The 16,032-nt window shown below is 48.0% G+C and carries 16 protein-coding genes; all 16 read left to right on the top strand.

All coding sequences use genetic code 11. The features are described from left to right. The first annotated feature begins 35 nt into the window (after positions 1-35). The 16 genes from EFBL_RS04600 to EFBL_RS04525 all read left to right on the top strand — a co-directional run bounded on the left by EFBL_RS04600 (position 36) and on the right by EFBL_RS04525 (position 15,926). The gene (locus EFBL_RS04600) at positions 36-866 is read left to right on the top strand and encodes a methyl-accepting chemotaxis protein (RefSeq protein ID WP_096180963.1); all 831 of its coding nucleotides are present in this window, start codon (positions 36-38) and stop codon (positions 864-866) included. 139 nt (positions 867-1,005) lie between these two features. Next, positions 1,006-1,971: a 1,2-phenylacetyl-CoA epoxidase subunit PaaA gene (paaA, locus tag EFBL_RS04595; RefSeq protein ID WP_096180962.1), complete on the top strand. Its 966-nt coding sequence runs from the start codon at positions 1,006-1,008 to the stop codon at positions 1,969-1,971. Between the two features lie 12 nt (positions 1,972-1,983). Continuing rightward, positions 1,984-2,310, top strand: coding sequence for a 1,2-phenylacetyl-CoA epoxidase subunit B (locus EFBL_RS04590; protein ID WP_096180961.1), 327 nt, complete (start codon positions 1,984-1,986; stop codon positions 2,308-2,310). Between the two features lie 16 nt (positions 2,311-2,326). After that, positions 2,327-3,157 (top strand): 1,2-phenylacetyl-CoA epoxidase subunit PaaC, encoded by an 831-nt coding sequence (gene paaC, locus EFBL_RS04585; protein ID WP_096180960.1) that lies wholly within the window; start codon positions 2,327-2,329, stop codon positions 3,155-3,157. A gap of 17 nt (positions 3,158-3,174) precedes the next feature. Continuing rightward, positions 3,175-3,660, top strand: coding sequence for a 1,2-phenylacetyl-CoA epoxidase subunit PaaD (paaD, locus tag EFBL_RS04580; RefSeq protein ID WP_096180959.1), 486 nt, complete (start codon positions 3,175-3,177; stop codon positions 3,658-3,660). 47 nt (positions 3,661-3,707) lie between these two features. Next, positions 3,708-5,150: an NAD-dependent succinate-semialdehyde dehydrogenase gene (locus EFBL_RS04575; RefSeq protein WP_096180958.1), complete on the top strand. Its 1,443-nt coding sequence runs from the start codon at positions 3,708-3,710 to the stop codon at positions 5,148-5,150. Positions 5,151-5,300: 150 nt separating this feature from the next. After that, positions 5,301-5,639, top strand: a complete 339-nt coding sequence (locus EFBL_RS04570) for a hypothetical protein (RefSeq protein ID WP_096180957.1) — start codon at positions 5,301-5,303, stop codon at positions 5,637-5,639. A gap of 596 nt (positions 5,640-6,235) precedes the next feature. After that, positions 6,236-7,234, top strand: a complete 999-nt coding sequence (locus EFBL_RS04565; protein ID WP_096180956.1) for a LacI family DNA-binding transcriptional regulator — start codon at positions 6,236-6,238, stop codon at positions 7,232-7,234. 129 nt (positions 7,235-7,363) lie between these two features. Continuing rightward, positions 7,364-8,638 carry an ABC transporter substrate-binding protein gene (locus EFBL_RS04560; protein ID WP_165912630.1) on the top strand — a complete coding sequence of 425 codons (1,275 nt, stop codon included), beginning with the start codon at positions 7,364-7,366 and terminating at the stop codon, positions 8,636-8,638. A 93-nt stretch (positions 8,639-8,731) separates the two neighbouring features. Next, entirely contained in the window at positions 8,732-9,607 is an 876-nt protein-coding gene (locus tag EFBL_RS04555) for a branched-chain amino acid ABC transporter permease (RefSeq protein ID WP_096180954.1), read from the top strand. Positions 9,608-9,632: 25 nt separating this feature from the next. After that, positions 9,633-10,649, top strand: coding sequence for a branched-chain amino acid ABC transporter permease (locus EFBL_RS04550; RefSeq protein WP_096180953.1), 1,017 nt, complete (start codon positions 9,633-9,635; stop codon positions 10,647-10,649). A 32-nt stretch (positions 10,650-10,681) separates the two neighbouring features. Continuing rightward, positions 10,682-11,404, top strand: coding sequence for an ABC transporter ATP-binding protein (locus EFBL_RS04545; protein ID WP_096180952.1), 723 nt, complete (start codon positions 10,682-10,684; stop codon positions 11,402-11,404). Beyond that, positions 11,394-12,101 (top strand): ABC transporter ATP-binding protein, encoded by a 708-nt coding sequence (locus EFBL_RS04540; protein WP_096180951.1) that lies wholly within the window; start codon positions 11,394-11,396, stop codon positions 12,099-12,101. Before EFBL_RS04545 ends, EFBL_RS04540 begins: the two co-directional genes overlap by 11 nt. Before the next feature lie 14 nt (positions 12,102-12,115). After that, the gene (locus tag EFBL_RS04535; RefSeq protein ID WP_096180950.1) at positions 12,116-13,549 is read left to right on the top strand and encodes an aldehyde dehydrogenase family protein; all 1,434 of its coding nucleotides are present in this window, start codon (positions 12,116-12,118) and stop codon (positions 13,547-13,549) included. Positions 13,550-13,562: 13 nt separating this feature from the next. After that, positions 13,563-14,750 carry an iron-containing alcohol dehydrogenase gene (locus EFBL_RS04530; protein ID WP_096180949.1) on the top strand — a complete coding sequence of 396 codons (1,188 nt, stop codon included), beginning with the start codon at positions 13,563-13,565 and terminating at the stop codon, positions 14,748-14,750. A gap of 15 nt (positions 14,751-14,765) precedes the next feature. Further along, positions 14,766-15,926, top strand: a complete 1,161-nt coding sequence (locus EFBL_RS04525; protein ID WP_096180948.1) for an iron-containing alcohol dehydrogenase — start codon at positions 14,766-14,768, stop codon at positions 15,924-15,926. Positions 15,927-16,032 lie beyond the last annotated feature (106 nt).

Here is a 16,032-nt window from a genome sequence, read left to right as displayed (position 1 = left end):
TGTTTGCATGTCGATCTGAAAGGATGTGGGCAAGATTGTCGGAGATTCTAAAGAGTCTGTTACAGGTAGCGCCCATATTAAATAAGGGGCTGATCACCGATTGCATGATCGGGATCACGGATATGGAGAAATTCCTGGCTTATTATCCGGCCAAAACACTCAATCTCGAGATAAAGCCGGGGGACCCCTTACGACCGGGGAGCATCAACCATACTGCGCTTCATGAGAAACGAAAAGTGATCCGGGTGGTGCCGAGGGAAGTCTACGGAGTTCCATATATTGCCGCAGGGTTTCCCATCGCTGACAACGGGGAGGTAGTGGGGTGCCTGTCAACCGGAATGTCAACCGACCGTGAAGACCGAATCCGCCAAATGGCAGAAGAACTTGCGGAGGCTGTCGGCAATATTGCGGGAAACGCTGAGATCCTTGCCAAAAGTTCTTCTGAGTTGGCTGCTGTAAGCCAGGAAGTAAATGCATCCGCCACTCAGGTGCAAACCGGAATCGACGAAACCTCAAGAATGAGCGAATCAATCAAAAATATTGCCACGAAAATCAATATTCTTGGCCTCAACGCATCCATTGAATCGGCCCGTGCCGGTGTACATGGACGGGGATTCTCAATCGTTGCCGAAGAAATCCGCCGGTTGTCCGATTCAACAGCGATAACCACCAAGAATATTACAAAGCAATTGGAAGAGATGAACCAACAGATTTCCGTTGTGGTGAAGGAAATGGAAAGGACTTTGAATTTCACCGTCCAACAGGCGACGGGTGTCCAGGAACTGACATCGGTCATTCAATTGCTGAAGAACATGACAATGGAATTGAGCGAAATGGCAAGAATGAATGTTCAGACAGACCAGTAACAACTAAGGAGAAAGAGAAATAATATAACAAAAAAATCTAAAAATTCTTATTGAATGTTATATTACGATATGATAATATATCGTTAGATAAACGTTATATAATCAAAGTGAAATTATAAGGCATGAGGGGAGGATTCGTATGAGCAATCAAGTTGTGTTGGAAAAGGATCAGGAGAGCGAGAAGCTCCAGCAGTTCCTGGAACGGATTGAACGGGGGGAGAAGATCGAGGCGGATGACTGGATGCCGGATGATTATCGCAAACAGTTGATAAAGCTGATTGCGATGCACGGCATTAGCGAAATCATGGGGGCGCTGCCGGAAAAGGAATGGGTGCCAAAGGCTCCGACTTTGCATCGCAAGTTGGCCATCATGGCCAAAGTGCAGGATGAAATGGGACACGGACAACTGCTTCTCCGTGTCGCTGAAGATCTGGCGGCTCCGCTTGGCAAGACACGGGAAGATTTTATTAACGACCTGTTCAATGGCGATTTGAAATTCCATAATGTATTCCATATGCCGGCTCCCGAATGGTCGGATGCCGGGGTGATCGGATGGCTTGTGGACGGGGCTGCGATTGTGACCCAGACCATGCTGCTGGAGACTTCCTATGCACCTTACCAGCGTGTGCTGCAGCGGATCACCGCAGAGGAAAAATTTCACATGCAGCACGGAGAGAGCATCGTGCTGGCACTGGCCGAAGGGACGAAAGAACAGCGGCGAATGCTGCAGGATGCGCTTACCCGCTGGTGGCCTTCACTGGTGATGTTCTTTGGTCCTCCTGAGGACAAAATGGCCAGCAACCAGAACATCAATCTAAAATACAAGATCCGCACCAAGACCAACGAAGAGCTGCGTCAAATATTCTTCAGTAAATACATTCCGCATATTTGGCACATCGGTTTGACGATTCCTGATGAAACTCTCCGTTATGACGAGGCGGAAGGACGCTGGGTCTACCAGCAGCCGGACTGGAATGAACTGAAGCGGATCATTCGGGGCCAGGGTCCGAAAACACAAGAAAGATTGAAATTGCGCAAAGTGTCTTATGACGACAACAAATGGGTCAGAGACGCTTTGCTGCACAATCAACGGACAGCCGGGTAAGGGGGAAACAAAATGGCGGACAATAAAGACTTTGCGGTCTTTGAGGTGTTTAGTCAGAAGACTCCAACCAGCCAGTTTGTTCAGCAGTACAGTTTGCTTGCACCCAATCATGAAGTGGCTTTGGCAATGGCGAGGGAGAATTTCCTGCGCCGGGATACATGCTACAACATTATGGTCGTAAAACGGGAAGACATGCATGTGCTGCCGTCAGAAGAACGCTGGGCGCTGGAACGGATGGACAACAAAGACTACCGCACGACCAAGGGGTATGCGGAATTGCAGGCAAGATGGCGCCATCACAAAGAACAATACGAAAAGAAACAAGCTGCAAACAAGTAGGAAGGAGGGGCTGCAGATGACTGCGAACCGTTTGGAAACCGTTGAACAAGCGAAGGCGAATCCGGAATACAGGACCGCGCTGACAGAACTGCTCTATCAGCTTGCTGACGACGATTTGGTATTGAGTTTTCGGGGATCCGAGTGGTTAGGGCTGGCTCCCCATGTGGAAGAGGATGTGGCGTTCTCTTCGATCACACAGGATACCATGGGGCACGCCGCCGCTTTTTACGGATTATTGGAAGGACTTGGGGAAGGAAAAGCCGATGATCTTGCCCATCTGCGCGAAGCGAACCGGCTTCGCAACGCCATTCTGGTTGAGCGCCCGAACGGGACCGGACATTATCTGAATAACCCCCGGTACGATTGGGGCTATACGGTTGTACGGCAATATGTCTATGAAATCTTCAAGCAGGAGCGGCTTGAATCGCTGACCCGCTCCTCGTTTGCACCTCTTGCCCAATTGGCAAGAAAAATGAGGCCGGAACAGCGTTATCACCTGCTGCACTGGCAAACCTGGTTCTCTCAGTTGGCCAACAGCACCGAAGAAGCTCGCCAGCGCATAATGGCAGGAGTGGAAAGAGTTTGGACCGACGCGGGGGGACTGTTTGATCTGGGGCCCTATGGCCAAGCAATTGTCAATTTTGGTCTGATTGAAGACGGGGCCTTGCTGGCGGAACGTTGGACGGAAAAGGTCAAACGGGCGTTTGAGGCAAACTCTGTTCCATGGCCGGGGAATCCGCAGCAGGGCCAACTTAATGGACGGGCGGGACAACACACGGATGATCTGAAATCCGCACTGGCGGAGCTGGCCGAAGTATATCGCCTGGCTCCGGCCGCAAATTGGTAACAAAAGGGGGCCTGAAAATGACAACTGTTGTTGGGACGATTGAGGGGGAAGTGTGGAAACAGCTTGAAAACGTAAAGGACCCTGAAATCCCGAGCATCAGCGTAGTGGAAATGGGCATGATTCATCGCGTGCTCGTTGAGGAAAGCCATGTTGTCATTGAATTCATGCCGACATTTGTCGGGTGCCCCGCGTTAAAGATCATTGAACAAAACATTGTCGATCAGTTGTCCGCCCTGCCTGGCGTGACCAACGTGCAGGTGGAACTCGTCTTTGAACCGGCTTGGACTTCCGAGCGGATTAGCGAAACGGGCCGGGAAAAGCTGAGGCAGTTTGGAATCGCGCCGCCGCCCGGCAAACCGGAGGATCATTGGGAAATTGCCTGTCCTTATTGCGGATCGAGAGATACGACGCTGGACAACTTGTTCGGTCCTGCAGCATGTCGGAGTATTGCCTATTGCAGAGATTGCAGGAATCCGTTTGAGGCATTGAAACCGATCTACTGAACAGCATCGTAAACTGTCAAGATTCCTTATATATCAGGGGTGTATACATGACGGATCAGAAATCGATGTTCATAAACGGGGAATGGATAGCTGCAGAAAGCGGGGAAACGCTTGAAATAACCAACCCGGCAACGGGTGAAAGTGTGGGAGTTGTCAGCTACGGTGACGGTCGTGAAGCGGCGAAGGCTATCGACGCGGCACATGAAGCGTTCAAAAGCTGGTCCAAATTGACCGCCCGAGAGCGTTCCAGATATTTGTATAATCTATATGAACTGGTTCGAAATTCCCGGGACGAGTTGGCCGGCATCATCTCGGCAGAGATGGGCAAACCTCTGCGCGAAGCGAAGGGAGAGGTGCTGGGAGCGGCAGACAACTTCATGTGGTATGCGGAAGAGGCCAAACGGGTATATGGGGATACGGTTCCCACTTCGGTCCCCAACAAACGAATCCTGGTGATCCATCAGCCGGTCGGTGTGGTGGCTGCCATAACACCCTGGAATTTTCCGGTTAACATGGTGGCCCGAAAGATCGCCCCCGCTTTGGCTGCCGGGTGTACCGTGGTTTTGAAACCTGCGGAATGCACACCCTTAAGCTCCATTCGTTTGTTCGAATTGATTGAACAGGCCGGTTTTCCGAAGGGTGTGGTGAACCTGGTAGTGGGCAAACCGGAGCTTGTCGGCCAGGAGTTCATCAACAATCCGAAAGTAAGAAAAATCGCCTTTACCGGATCCACCCGTGTCGGGAAACTGCTGATGGAAGGGGCAGCCAGGCAGGTCAAGCGGGTAAGTCTGGAATTGGGGGGACACGCTCCGTTTATCGTGTTTGAGGATGCGAATCTTGACGCGGCTGTGGAAGGGTTGTTCGAGAGCAAATACCGCAATGCGGGACAAATGTGCATATGCACGAACCGTCTGTATGTGCAGGAGTCCGTTCTTGACTCCTTCAGCGAAAAGCTGATCGAGCGTTTGAAGAAGACGAAAGTGGGAGACGGAAGAAACAAAGATACGGAAATCGGTCCGTTGATTAACGAACAGGCCCTCAGGAAAGTGTTGGATCATATAGAAGATGCAAAAGCCAAAGGGGCAAGTGTTCTTTATGGTGGAAACCGGTTGACCGACGGGGAGTACAGCAAAGGATTCTTTATCCAGCCAACTGTGATTTCCGGCGTGACGAAAGATATGAAAATTTCCTGCGAAGAAACTTTTGGTCCGGTGGTGCCAGTCATTCCATTCAAGGAGGAAGCGGATGTTGTAGAAATGGCCAATGACACGACTTACGGTTTGGCCTCATACGTATACACCGAAAACAACAGCCGCTGTTTCCGTATGGCGGAAGCCTTGGAGTACGGTATTGTCGGAATCAATGACGGTTCCCCAACCCAGACCCAGGCTCCGTTCGGCGGTTTCAAGGAAAGCGGAATCGGACGCGAAGGCGGTTATTACGCAATGGAAGGTTTTCTGGAAACCAAGTTTGTTTCGTTCGGACTTTGACTATATCACGAGCAGACTGTGGCAAGAGGTTCTCTTGCGCAGTCTTTTTTTGTGACAAAAATATGTGACAGTTGCCTACTGTCATTTGCCGCGACAAACTTACAGGCATTTACATAGGGTATTTTATCAAATCCGGAAAGGAGGGGAACAATGGCACATCCTTTATACCATAAATGTCTTGGTTTAGTGAACAAACCCGTGACGGTTCATCTTGTTGACGGAAAGAGGTATTACGGCCTCATCCAGCAGGTTACCCAGGACGGGATTTATTTCATGCCGATGACAAATCCCCGTTATGCATCAGCTGCAAATAAGAATCTGAAGGTAAGTACGGCTGACAATAAAGAAGTTCGAGATCCGGAAGCAAGAGAAGTTTACTTTGCACCTTTTTCACCTTTCTTTTTTCCCTTTGGATTATTGGCAGGATTCACTTTGGGGTTTGCAGTCGGAGCCCTTGCCAGGCCGTTCCCGAATTATCCGTATTACTGATAGGGCAGACGTCAATTTCTTGACAATTGGACTCCTGTACGTTTCAGAAACTTCATTGTGCACGTTTTATGAAGTATCTGATTAAAAGGGGGGAAGACCATGGACGGGTGTTTCGGCATCTATACTCGTTGGGCGGTAGTGTTCCTGATCATTTTCGTACTCTTCTTCCTGCTTGTTCCAGGGTATACGACTGTATAGTAATACCGTACCTGTGTGCTAGAAGAGAAGGGGTAACAAAAACAAGACTGTGTAAAGGGGCTCTCGTACACAGTCTTGTTTTTTTTATTGCAAGGCAGTGAGATCCTCCAAAGTCCATCCCTCTATCCCATATAATTGTTTTGAAGAGTCCAAACGTTGTATCTTCCACAAGGAGGACAAACCATGCATAGAACAATAGCGACTCCACGGGTATCAGAAACTGACGGAGCAGGACACATCAACAACAACGACAGATAATATTCGAATTATTCACCGTATTTTTTGTTTTTGGCAACTTCATAATATATCTATTGACAAGATATAGACAAAAAGTTGTATACTAGAAGCAGCATTTGAATACGTATTCATAACCGTGTGGTAGGGAGTAGGTATGGGCCTTGGTATCTTCAAAAGATGTGGCAAAAATGGCCGGTGTTTCTCAATCTACGGTTTCACGGGTGCTTAATAACCCTGCAAGTGTCAAACCGGTAACTAGGAATAAAGTTCTGAATGCGATGAAGGAGTTAAGCTATCATCCGAATTTGATTGCTCGAAGTCTTGTGACTAACAGTACGCGAACGATAGCTTTAATTACGGGTACTCTTTACAATGGTTTTTTTGTCGAAACAACGAATTCCATTATTAATCTGGCAACCAGCCGTGGTTTCAAGACATTAGTCTACTTTGAAGGCGCGATGAAATTACGGGATGTGTTTGATTCTCTCAGGGGGCAAAAAGTGGATGGCATCCTGTTGTCATCAATTACACTTGATGACCCCATGTTTGAGGAAATCAAGAGATCGCAAATTCCCTACATGATGTTTAACAGGCGACCGCGGGATGGCGGAAACTATGTTGTGCTCGACAATTTATTGGCGGGTGAAATCATAACTCGTCATCTCCTGGATCTCGGGCACCAAAGAATTGCTTACATTTCGGGGGAAACCAATGTTTCTACTTTCTTTGAACGCAAGCTTGGTGTACAAAAAGCTCTAAGTGAAGCGGGGACTTCTTTGCAGCCGGAATTATTCCACGTGATTGATACAAATCCCACTGATGTGGAAAAGGTAACGCTCAAATTAATGCATATGAGCCAACCGCCTACAGCAATATTATGTGCAACGGACGCGATGGCTTTTGCTTGTATGGATGCAATTCTGTCGTTAGGTCTCCGGATTCCCGACGATGTCAGTCTCGCAGGGATTGACGATATAAGTATGGCTTCCCATCATGCCATTCAATTAACCAGCGTAGGTCATCATAAGTTTCGAATGGGCGAGATCGCTGCGGAGAATCTGATTGAGATGATTGAGCATGGATTTTCACCAGACCACCCGAGACAGATTGTGCTTCAACCGGAGTTGGTTATTCGAAAAACAACTGGTCGTAAGAAGTGATTCAAATTGAATGCACCGAAAGCGGATACATTGGTTTCTTTGAATCTGTCTTGAATACGTATTCAGAATACGCTTTCAAGATAGGTCATGAAACATAGATTACTCATCAGGATAAGGGGGTTTTTTCACTTGAAGAGAGGTTTTTTTAAGAAATCACTGTCTTTGCTTGCGGCTGGTTCGCTCCTGTCCCTTGGTTTGATAGGGTGCGGGAATCAAACCTCAAGTTCCGGCCAGGGAACCGGAAATTCCGACATTATCAAAATCGGTGCAATTCTGCCGCTTAGCGGTGGCGCAGCGCCACTTGGTGAAATGAGTAAGCGTGCAATGGAGTTGGCGGTTGAAGAAATTAACGCTAAAGGCGGCATAAAGTCATTAAATGGCGCCAAACTTCAACTCGTGTTTGCTGACAGCCAGGGAAAACCGCAGGTGGGGGTTTCAGAAGCGGAGCGCTTGCTTACTCAAGAGAAAGTTACACTTCTTACCGGTTCATACCAATCGGGTGTAACCCTGCCAGCTTCAGAAGTGGCTGAACGTTACAAGAAAGTTTGGTTTGCATCGGTTCCTTCCGACGACTCGATCACTTCCCGCGGATTTAAATATGTATTTCGTCTTGCAGATACATCGGCAATGCGGGTAGACTCACAAGTGAAGTTTTTGGAAGATTTGAAGAAGCGGTTCAGTTCAGAAATTAAAACTGCAGCCCTTGTGTATGAAAATACATCGTATGGTCAAAGTGTGGCCAAGGCCTGGAAGGAAAAACTTCCGAAAGCCGGATATCAGATTGTACTGGATGAAGCTTATGACAAGGGAGCTTCCGATTTAACTCCTGTGGTGAACAAAGTTAAGTCTGCCAGCCCTGATGTGGTATTGCTCACTTCCTATGTTGCGGATGCAACCTTGTTGGTTAAAGGATTCCATCAACAAAAAGTAACACCCAAAGCATTCATTGGAACATCCGGCGGCTATGCTGATCCAGAGTTCATCAAAAATGCGGGAGAAGCTGCTCTCAACATATTTGACGTCGCAGCATGGGAAGTGGATGTGAATCGTCCTTTCTCCAAGGAAACTGACAAAAAATTCTTTGAGAAACACAAGGTCCATATGAACGGGGAAGCTGTCAAAGAATATGCGGGTATCTATGTAATTGCAGATGCATTGGAACGTGCCAAGTCTACAGATTCCGAGAAACTTCGCGAAGCACTTGCATCAACGAATATTACCGAGGGCCCGACCCAAATGTATACCAATAAGATTCATTTCGATAAAACCGGAACCTTGCCGGATCCAGGGCTTGTCATGGTACAGTTCCAAAAAGTTGACGGTAAAGTGGAACGTGTAACAGTCTGGCCAAAAGAAGATGCACGTTCCGGGTCAAAAATTGTGTTTCCTTATCAAGCTCAGTAATGAGTGAAGTTGGGCGGGAGACCCCCCGCCTTTTCTTATTAATCAAGTGTAAACCAGCCAATACTCCATTCGGAAACAGGAGGGATTTCAATCATGTTCTCGGCGCTGGTTCAAGGCATTTTAATGGGTTCCGTCTATGGGTTAATCGCTCTGGGGCTTACCCTGATATTCGGAATTATGCGGGTAATTAATTTTGCTCATGGGGCCTTCTTGATGGTTGCGATGTTCTTGTCTTTCTATAGCGTTACAAAGCTGGGTCTTCATCCCTATTTGACACTTATTACGGTAGTGCCTGCGATGTTCTTGATCGGGTATGGCACCAACAAATTTTTAATTCAACCGGTATTAAAAAAGGAAGCGGACGTTCGGGAACCAATCGGTGCCCTGCTCCTGACCGCTGGTTTGATGATAATCCTTGAAAACGGTTTTCTGGGTGTCTTCGGGGCGGATTATAAAATGGTTCAAACCGATTTTGCAAATAAATCCTTACAGCTTGGATCAATCATAATCACCCTTCCCAAACTCTATGCTTTTGTTTTGGCTGTTGTTGTTACGATCCTGTTCTATCTGTTCCTGCAAAAAACGGAAATTGGCCGAAAAATACGTGCTGTCGGTCAAGATCGAAATGCAGCCCGTTTGATGGGAATCAACGTGGAAAAAACATTCAGCATTGCATTCGGGATGGGCCTGGCTCTATTGGGTACGGCGGGTGTCGCTCTTTTACCGTTTTATAATCTTCACCCCAGTATTGGAAACGTATTTGGAACCACAGCCTTTGTAACCGTTGTGCTCGGAGGACTGGGCAGCATTCCCGGGGCCATTGTGGGAGGACTTCTGATAGGGATTGTAGAATCGGTCTCCTCTTTGTTCGTTCAATACACACTTTCCCCGATGATTGTGTTGTATGCTTTCTTATTGTTTCTCTTTTTCCGGCCTTCGGGGTTATTCGGTTCACCGCATGATTGGTAAATAAAGGACAAAAGGAGTGAGGAACATGAAACGGTATCTGCCGGTATTGATACTACTGACTGCCATGTCCCTGCTGCCCATTTTTGCAAGCAACCCCTATATTCTCCACAGTTTGATCATGATATTGTTTTACGCCTATTTGGCGACCAGCTGGAACATTGTCGGGGGATTCGCAGGCCAGCTTTCACTGGGACATTCCGCATTTATGGCGGTTGGGGGTTACACATCAACACTTCTTTTCATTTATTTGGACCTTAGCCCCTGGATTGGCATGTTTGTCGGGGGATTGGCGGCTGCACTTGTTGCAGTATTCATTGGAATACCAAGTTTCCGTCTGCGAGGAGCTTACTATTCCATTGCAACCATAGCGTTTGCGGAAGGACTTTCGGTCATTTTGGAAACGGTCAAGGAAATTGGTCCCGTTCATCTTGGAGCGGCAGAAGGCATCATGGTTCCGTTGAAGGTGGATGCTGGATTTTTTGATTTCCAATTTTTATCCAAGGTTCCCTATTACTATATCATTCTAGTGTTCTTGTCGATAGTGATACTGGTTTCCTGGTACATTGAACGGTCTAAATTGGGCTTTTATCTAACCGCATTGCGGGAAGATGAGGAAGCCGCAAAAGCGCTTGGAATTCATACGCAACGAGTGAAGCTGGTTGCGGCGGGGATAAGTGCATTCTTTACCGCAATCGGAGGGACATTTTTCGCTCAATTGATTCGTTATCTGGAACCGGCAACGATTGCAGGGTTTGACCTCTCCGCACAAATGGTTTTCCTGGCAATTGTGGGTGGACTTGGAACTGTCTTCGGCCCTTTTGTAGGTGCCATCCTGTTGACAACTGTCGGAGAAATTACTCGCGTAAGTTTCGGGGATGCAATTCCGGGTATGCATCTGGTTCTCTACGGCATAGCAGTTGCATTGGTGATGCTTTATTGCCCCAAAGGAATCCTGGACCCGTTGCAAAAATTGTTCCGTTTCGGTTTCTCGAAAAAAAATGGAGTGCCTTTTAATCCGGAAGCGGGAAAAGACCTGGCCTGATTTGTACTCCAAGGGAAGGAGAGTTTTGTGTAATGTCCCTGTTAGAAATCAATAATTTAAACAAAAAATTTGGTGGACTGACTGTCACCAAAGATTTTACCATCACTGTCAAACAAGGTCAGATTTTTGGTGTTATCGGTCCCAACGGTGCGGGCAAATCGTCACTGTTTAATCAAATCTCAGGTTATATCAAACCTGATTCCGGGAGAATTATTTTCAACGGCAAAGAAATTACCGGCCTGCCTCCTTACATTCTGTGTAAAGAAGGTATTGGACGCACGTTTCAGATAGTAAAACCGTTCGGTTCCAAAACAGTACTATACAATGTTGCCGTTGGGGCTTTTGCAAGGACTTCGAGCCGTACGGAAGCTCTGAAAAGAGCCAAACAAGTTGTTGAGCAGGTTGGGCTTGGCACGCGAATGGATGTACTGGCGAAAAACCTTACAATTGTGGACCGCAAACGTCTTGAACTGGCCAAGGCATTGGCCACTCAGCCAAAACTTTTATTACTGGATGAAATACTGGCAGGACTTACACCAAGTGAAGTCGATGAGGCTGTGGAATTAATCCGAAGCATTCGGGATTCCGGGGTTACGATTGTTATGATTGAGCATGTTATGAGGGCAGTTATGGCACTGTGCGAGCATGTAGTTGTTATCAACTACGGTGAAAAAATTGCCGAAGGGACACCGGAAGAAGTAACAAAGAATCCGGACGTAATCTCGGCTTATTTGGGTGATGAACATGCTTCTTAAAGTAGAAAATCTAAGTGTCCACTATGACGGCATGCAAGCGCTGGGCGGTGTCAGTCTCGAAGTGCACGAAGGTGAAACCGTCAGCATTGTTGGTTCAAACGGTGCCGGAAAAAGCACTCTGATCAACTCCATCTCAGGGACTCGCAAGCTTTCTGGCGGAAAAATCTTCTTTGAAGGGAAAGATATTACAGCTATACCTGCACATGAACGGGTTCCAATGGGAATTGTACAGGTGCCGGAAGGGAGACGTCTTTTTCCGCTTATGTCTGTGGAAGAGAATCTTTTACTGGGATCGGTTCATAAGGAAGCCAAAAAATATCGAAATGAAACTTTGCAAGAGGTTTATCAATTACTCCCTCGTCTGGAAGAACGCAAAAATCAGGTTGCCAAGACACTGTCCGGCGGTGAACAGCAAATGGTTGCAATCGGCCGGGCACTTATGAGCCGTCCCAAGTTGCTCATGTTCGACGAACCATCATTGGGCCTGTCCCCTCTGCTTGTGAAGAATTTGTTTGCTCTTATCCAGCAAATCAGTCAGCGTGGGATCACAATTATGTTGGTTGAACAAAACGTCAAACAGACCTTACAGATTGTGGATCGCAGTTACGTTCTGGAAAACGGTTTGATCACGATCGAAGGAACAGGCCGTGACTTGCTCAACGATTCTCACGTCAAAAAAGCATTTCTAGGAATGTAAAGGAGGATTCATATATGATTCATACGGGTTCTTTGATCGCTGGAGAATTATTGCTCGGCAGTGGTCGTGTTACCCATGAAGTTCGCAGTCCGTTTAACGGGGAACTGGTTGGCAAAATTGACATGGCAACTCTGAAAGATCTTGATCAGGCAATTGAAACAGCTCATCGTATTTTCCATCAAACAATGAAAAAGCTCCCTGCCCATCGCCGGGCAGAAATTCTTCGGAAAGCGGCAGACTTATTAGAAGCGAATACCGATGAATTTGCGAAAATCCTCGCTCTTGAAGCGGGAAAACCAATTCGGGACGGAAGGGCTGAAGTCGGGCGAGCGGTACAAGTAATTCGCTTTGCTGCGGATGAAACAAAGAAAATCGAGGGTGAACTGGTGCCGATGGACGGCGCCATCGGTGGCGAAAACCGGATCGGAATGGTGCGCCGTGTACCGATAGGAGTAATCGGAGCCATTACTCCCTTTAACTTTCCCCTGAACCTGGTGCTGCACAAAGTTGCACCAGCCATCGCAGCCGGAAATACAGTTGTATTAAAGCCTGCAGAGAAAACGCCCCTCACTTCGGTGATGTTGGCCAAGGTGTTCGAGGATGCGGGACTTCCGTCAGGTGCTTTAAACATTGTAATGGGCGCAGGGGCTCAAGTGGGAGAACCTTTGGTAACCGATCCGCGCATCAGCAAAATCACCTTTACCGGCAGTGCCGCGGTTGGTCTTCGGATACGCCAATTGGCAGGATTGAAGAAGGTTACATTGGAGTTAGGCTCAAATTCTCCCAACATTGTCTTCGATGACGCGAACCTTGATGCGGCAGCAACGAGTTTGGTACGGGGAGCCTTTGCCTTTGCAGGTCAGGTCTGTATCTCGGCGCAGCGGATCTATGTCCAAAAAAGTGTTTACCAATCCTTCATAGACAAGTATTTGCCGCTTGTTAAGAAGCTGGTCCTCGGAGATCCTATGCAAGAAACTACGGATCTTGGCCCGATGATCACGGAGGCTGCTGCCATACGTGCCGAACAATGGGTACAGGAAGCACAATCACAGGGGGCAACCGTATTAACGGGCGGCAATCGTCAGGGATCATTGTTTGAACCGACGGTTCTTGTTAATGTCACCCCTGACATGAAGGTTGTTTGCCAAGAGGTGTTTGCGCCGATTGTGTCTGTTATTCCCTTTGAAACGGAAGACGAGGCAATCCGACTGGCAAACGACTCCAATTACGGTCTGCAGGCGGGAGTGTTTACCAATGACATCAACCGTGCATTTCGTTTGGCAGATGAATTGGAGACAGGCGGAGTATGGATCAATGAAATTTCCGCTTACCGCCAGGACAATTATCCTTACGGCGGTGTCAAGCTCAGTGGTGTAGGAAAAGAGGGAGTCAAGTACGCCATCGAGGATATGACCGAACTTAAATTTATCGGAATTAAGTTGGCTTAGGGAGGAATCAGACATGAGTTTGTCATTTTTCCGCACACCGGGTGCTTTGCTCACCGGAACGGGTTCTGTGGCACAAATCGGGGCGGAAGCGAAAAAGCTTGGAGCATCCAGGGTGCTTGTTATTACGGACAGAATTATTCAACAAACGGGGCTTCTTTCCAAAGTGACGGAACCGTTAAATGTTGCGGGGGTGGAATATGATGTCATTGATGAGGTTGTGCCCGAGCCCCCATTTGAAAACTTGGAACAGATTGCTTCGAAAATGGAAGGCCAAGGTTTCGATGGATTGATTGGAATTGGCGGTGGAAGTGTCCTGGATGTTACCAAAGTTTTGGCCGTAATGATGACGAATCCCGGCGACGTTCGTGAATTGGTGGGAATCGAAAAAGTGAAACATCCTGGTGTTCCCTTCATACTTGTACCAACCACGTCCGGAACCGGTTCTGAAGTAACTTACAATGCAATTTTTACAGATACGCGCGACATGGTCAAAAAAGGAATCGTTAGTCCGTATTTGCTTCCGTCGGTTGCTATTGTGGACGCGGAATTGACCTTAACCGTTCCTCCTTCCGTGACCTCTGCAACCGGAATGGATGCGCTTGTCCACGCTGTTGAATCTTATACTGCAATCAAATCCAATGAGCTGACGGATGGAATTGCATTGCAAGCAATCAAGTTGATCTCTCGTTCTCTGCGTAAGGCGGTATACAATGGGAGAGACATAAAAGCCCGGGAAGATATGGCGATGGGCAGCTTGCTTGCGGGTATATCTCTTGGAAACGCGGGTGTGGGGGCAGTTCATGCCCTGGCATACCCTCTTGGTGGAAAGTTTAAGGTTCCTCATGGTGTTGCCAATTCACTTTTGCTGCCCTTTGTCATGAAATACAATGTGGTGGCCAATCTGGAAAAATTTGCAGAAGTGGCAAAGGCCATGGGGGAATGTGTTGAGGGACTCTCCCTGCGCGAAGCTGCTGACCGTGCAGTTGCTGCTATGGCCAGATTGTCTGCAGATGTGGGGATTCCTTCCAGCATCAAAGATGTCGGGGTTACGGCAGCTGACATTCCTGCTCTTGCTGAAGAAGCAAGCAAGATCGACAGGTTATTGAACAACAATCCGCGTTGGCTGACTGTAAAGGAAATTGAACAAATCTATCGTGAGGCTTACGGGGCGGTGGAATCTCCCGCGAATGTATCAGTCTAGAAAGAGGGGGAGAGTATGCACAAATTCGTATCGCCGGTAACACTGTGGTTTGGTGAAGGCTCGATTCAAATCCTGATCGATGAATGCAAGCGTTTTGCTGCGAAAAAAGTCATTTTATTTGCCGACCCCGGAGTGATTCAGGCCGGTTTGGCAGCACGGGTGGAGGAAGTATTACAAAGTGGCGGAATCGAATACTCCGTTTACGATCAGATTGTCCCGGAACCTCCTTTGGCTGTTGCTGACCAAGCTGTTCAAGCGGTACGTGCCAGCGGAGCGGACATGGTGGTAGCCATCGGCGGAGGGAGCGCCTTGGATCTGGCAAAAGCAGCAGCGACAGTAGCGGAAAATGAGGGCAGCATCCCGGACTATCTGAATCTGACAGGAACCAGAAAGCTTGCCAGAAAGGGCTTGCCCAAAATCCTGATTCCCACTACATCCGGGACGGGCAGCGAAGTTACCGATATAGCGGTTTTTTCACTGGAAACCACCAAAGATGTGATTACCAATCCTTATTTGCTGGCCGATGCAGCCATTGTCGATCCCGAGCTGACCTGCAGTTTGCCGCCAAGAGCTACTGCGGCTACCGGTATGGACGCGTTCACTCATGCGGTCGAAGCCTATATTTCTGTGAATGCAACAACTCTTACGGATTCCCTGGCTTTGGAGGCGGTTAAATTAATAAGCGGCAACCTGCGCACAGCTGTCTGGCACGGAACGAATCGCGAAGCCCGCAAAAACATGGCCTGGGGAAGCGTGATAGCGGGCATGGCTTTCTACAATGCCGGAGTATCGGGTGTTCATGCGCTGGCCTATCCGATTGGCGGATTGTTTCATGTTTCGCATGGGGAATCCAACTCTGTTCTTCTTCCCTATGTGTTTGATTTTATCTGGCCGTCCTGCATGGAAAAAGTGGCGCGCATTGGTCAGGCAATGGGCGTGTGCACCCCGAGAATGACTGTTCGTGAAGCAGCATTGGCAACCATTCAGGGAATGAGGGATCTGGTTGCGGACGTGGGTCTGCCATCTACACTGGATGCCTATGGAATTGGGGAAGGAGATCTGGATCTGCTGGCAAATGATGCAATCAAACAAACGCGCTTACTTGCCAGAAGTCCGAAACCTTATCGGGTGGAAGATATCCGCCGGATCTATCGGAATGCCCTAAGCGGAAATTGAACGGAACACAAAGAAAACCCTCACCGCCTTCTTTTGAAAGGGGTGAGGGTTTATAAGTTAGCATGCAAGAAATTGAGAAATCAGAACACTCGCTTCACAGCGGTAA

This window comes from Effusibacillus lacus, assembly GCF_002335525.1.
GTDB lineage: Bacteria > Bacillota > Bacilli > Tumebacillales > Effusibacillaceae > Effusibacillus > Effusibacillus lacus.
This window is presented reverse-complemented; position numbering and strand designations above follow the sequence as displayed.

Excerpts from the sequence above, each read along its gene's own strand:
- paaA (WP_096180962.1), top strand. The coding sequence starts at position 1,006 with ATGAGCAATCAAGTTGTGTTGGAAAAGGATCAGGAGAGCGAGAAGCTC.
- EFBL_RS04590 (WP_096180961.1), top strand. The coding sequence starts at position 1,984 with ATGGCGGACAATAAAGACTTTGCGGTCTTTGAGGTGTTTAGTCAGAAG.
- paaC (WP_096180960.1), top strand. The coding sequence starts at position 2,327 with ATGACTGCGAACCGTTTGGAAACCGTTGAACAAGCGAAGGCGAATCCG.
- paaD (WP_096180959.1), top strand. The coding sequence starts at position 3,175 with ATGACAACTGTTGTTGGGACGATTGAGGGGGAAGTGTGGAAACAGCTT.
- EFBL_RS04575 (WP_096180958.1), top strand. The coding sequence starts at position 3,708 with ATGACGGATCAGAAATCGATGTTCATAAACGGGGAATGGATAGCTGCA.
- EFBL_RS04570 (WP_096180957.1), top strand. The coding sequence starts at position 5,301 with ATGGCACATCCTTTATACCATAAATGTCTTGGTTTAGTGAACAAACCC.
- EFBL_RS04555 (WP_096180954.1), top strand. The coding sequence starts at position 8,732 with ATGTTCTCGGCGCTGGTTCAAGGCATTTTAATGGGTTCCGTCTATGGG.
- EFBL_RS04550 (WP_096180953.1), top strand. The coding sequence starts at position 9,633 with ATGAAACGGTATCTGCCGGTATTGATACTACTGACTGCCATGTCCCTG.
- EFBL_RS04545 (WP_096180952.1), top strand. The coding sequence starts at position 10,682 with ATGTCCCTGTTAGAAATCAATAATTTAAACAAAAAATTTGGTGGACTG.
- EFBL_RS04540 (WP_096180951.1), top strand. The coding sequence starts at position 11,394 with ATGCTTCTTAAAGTAGAAAATCTAAGTGTCCACTATGACGGCATGCAA.
- EFBL_RS04535 (WP_096180950.1), top strand. The coding sequence starts at position 12,116 with ATGATTCATACGGGTTCTTTGATCGCTGGAGAATTATTGCTCGGCAGT.
- EFBL_RS04530 (WP_096180949.1), top strand. The coding sequence starts at position 13,563 with ATGAGTTTGTCATTTTTCCGCACACCGGGTGCTTTGCTCACCGGAACG.
- EFBL_RS04525 (WP_096180948.1), top strand. The coding sequence starts at position 14,766 with ATGCACAAATTCGTATCGCCGGTAACACTGTGGTTTGGTGAAGGCTCG.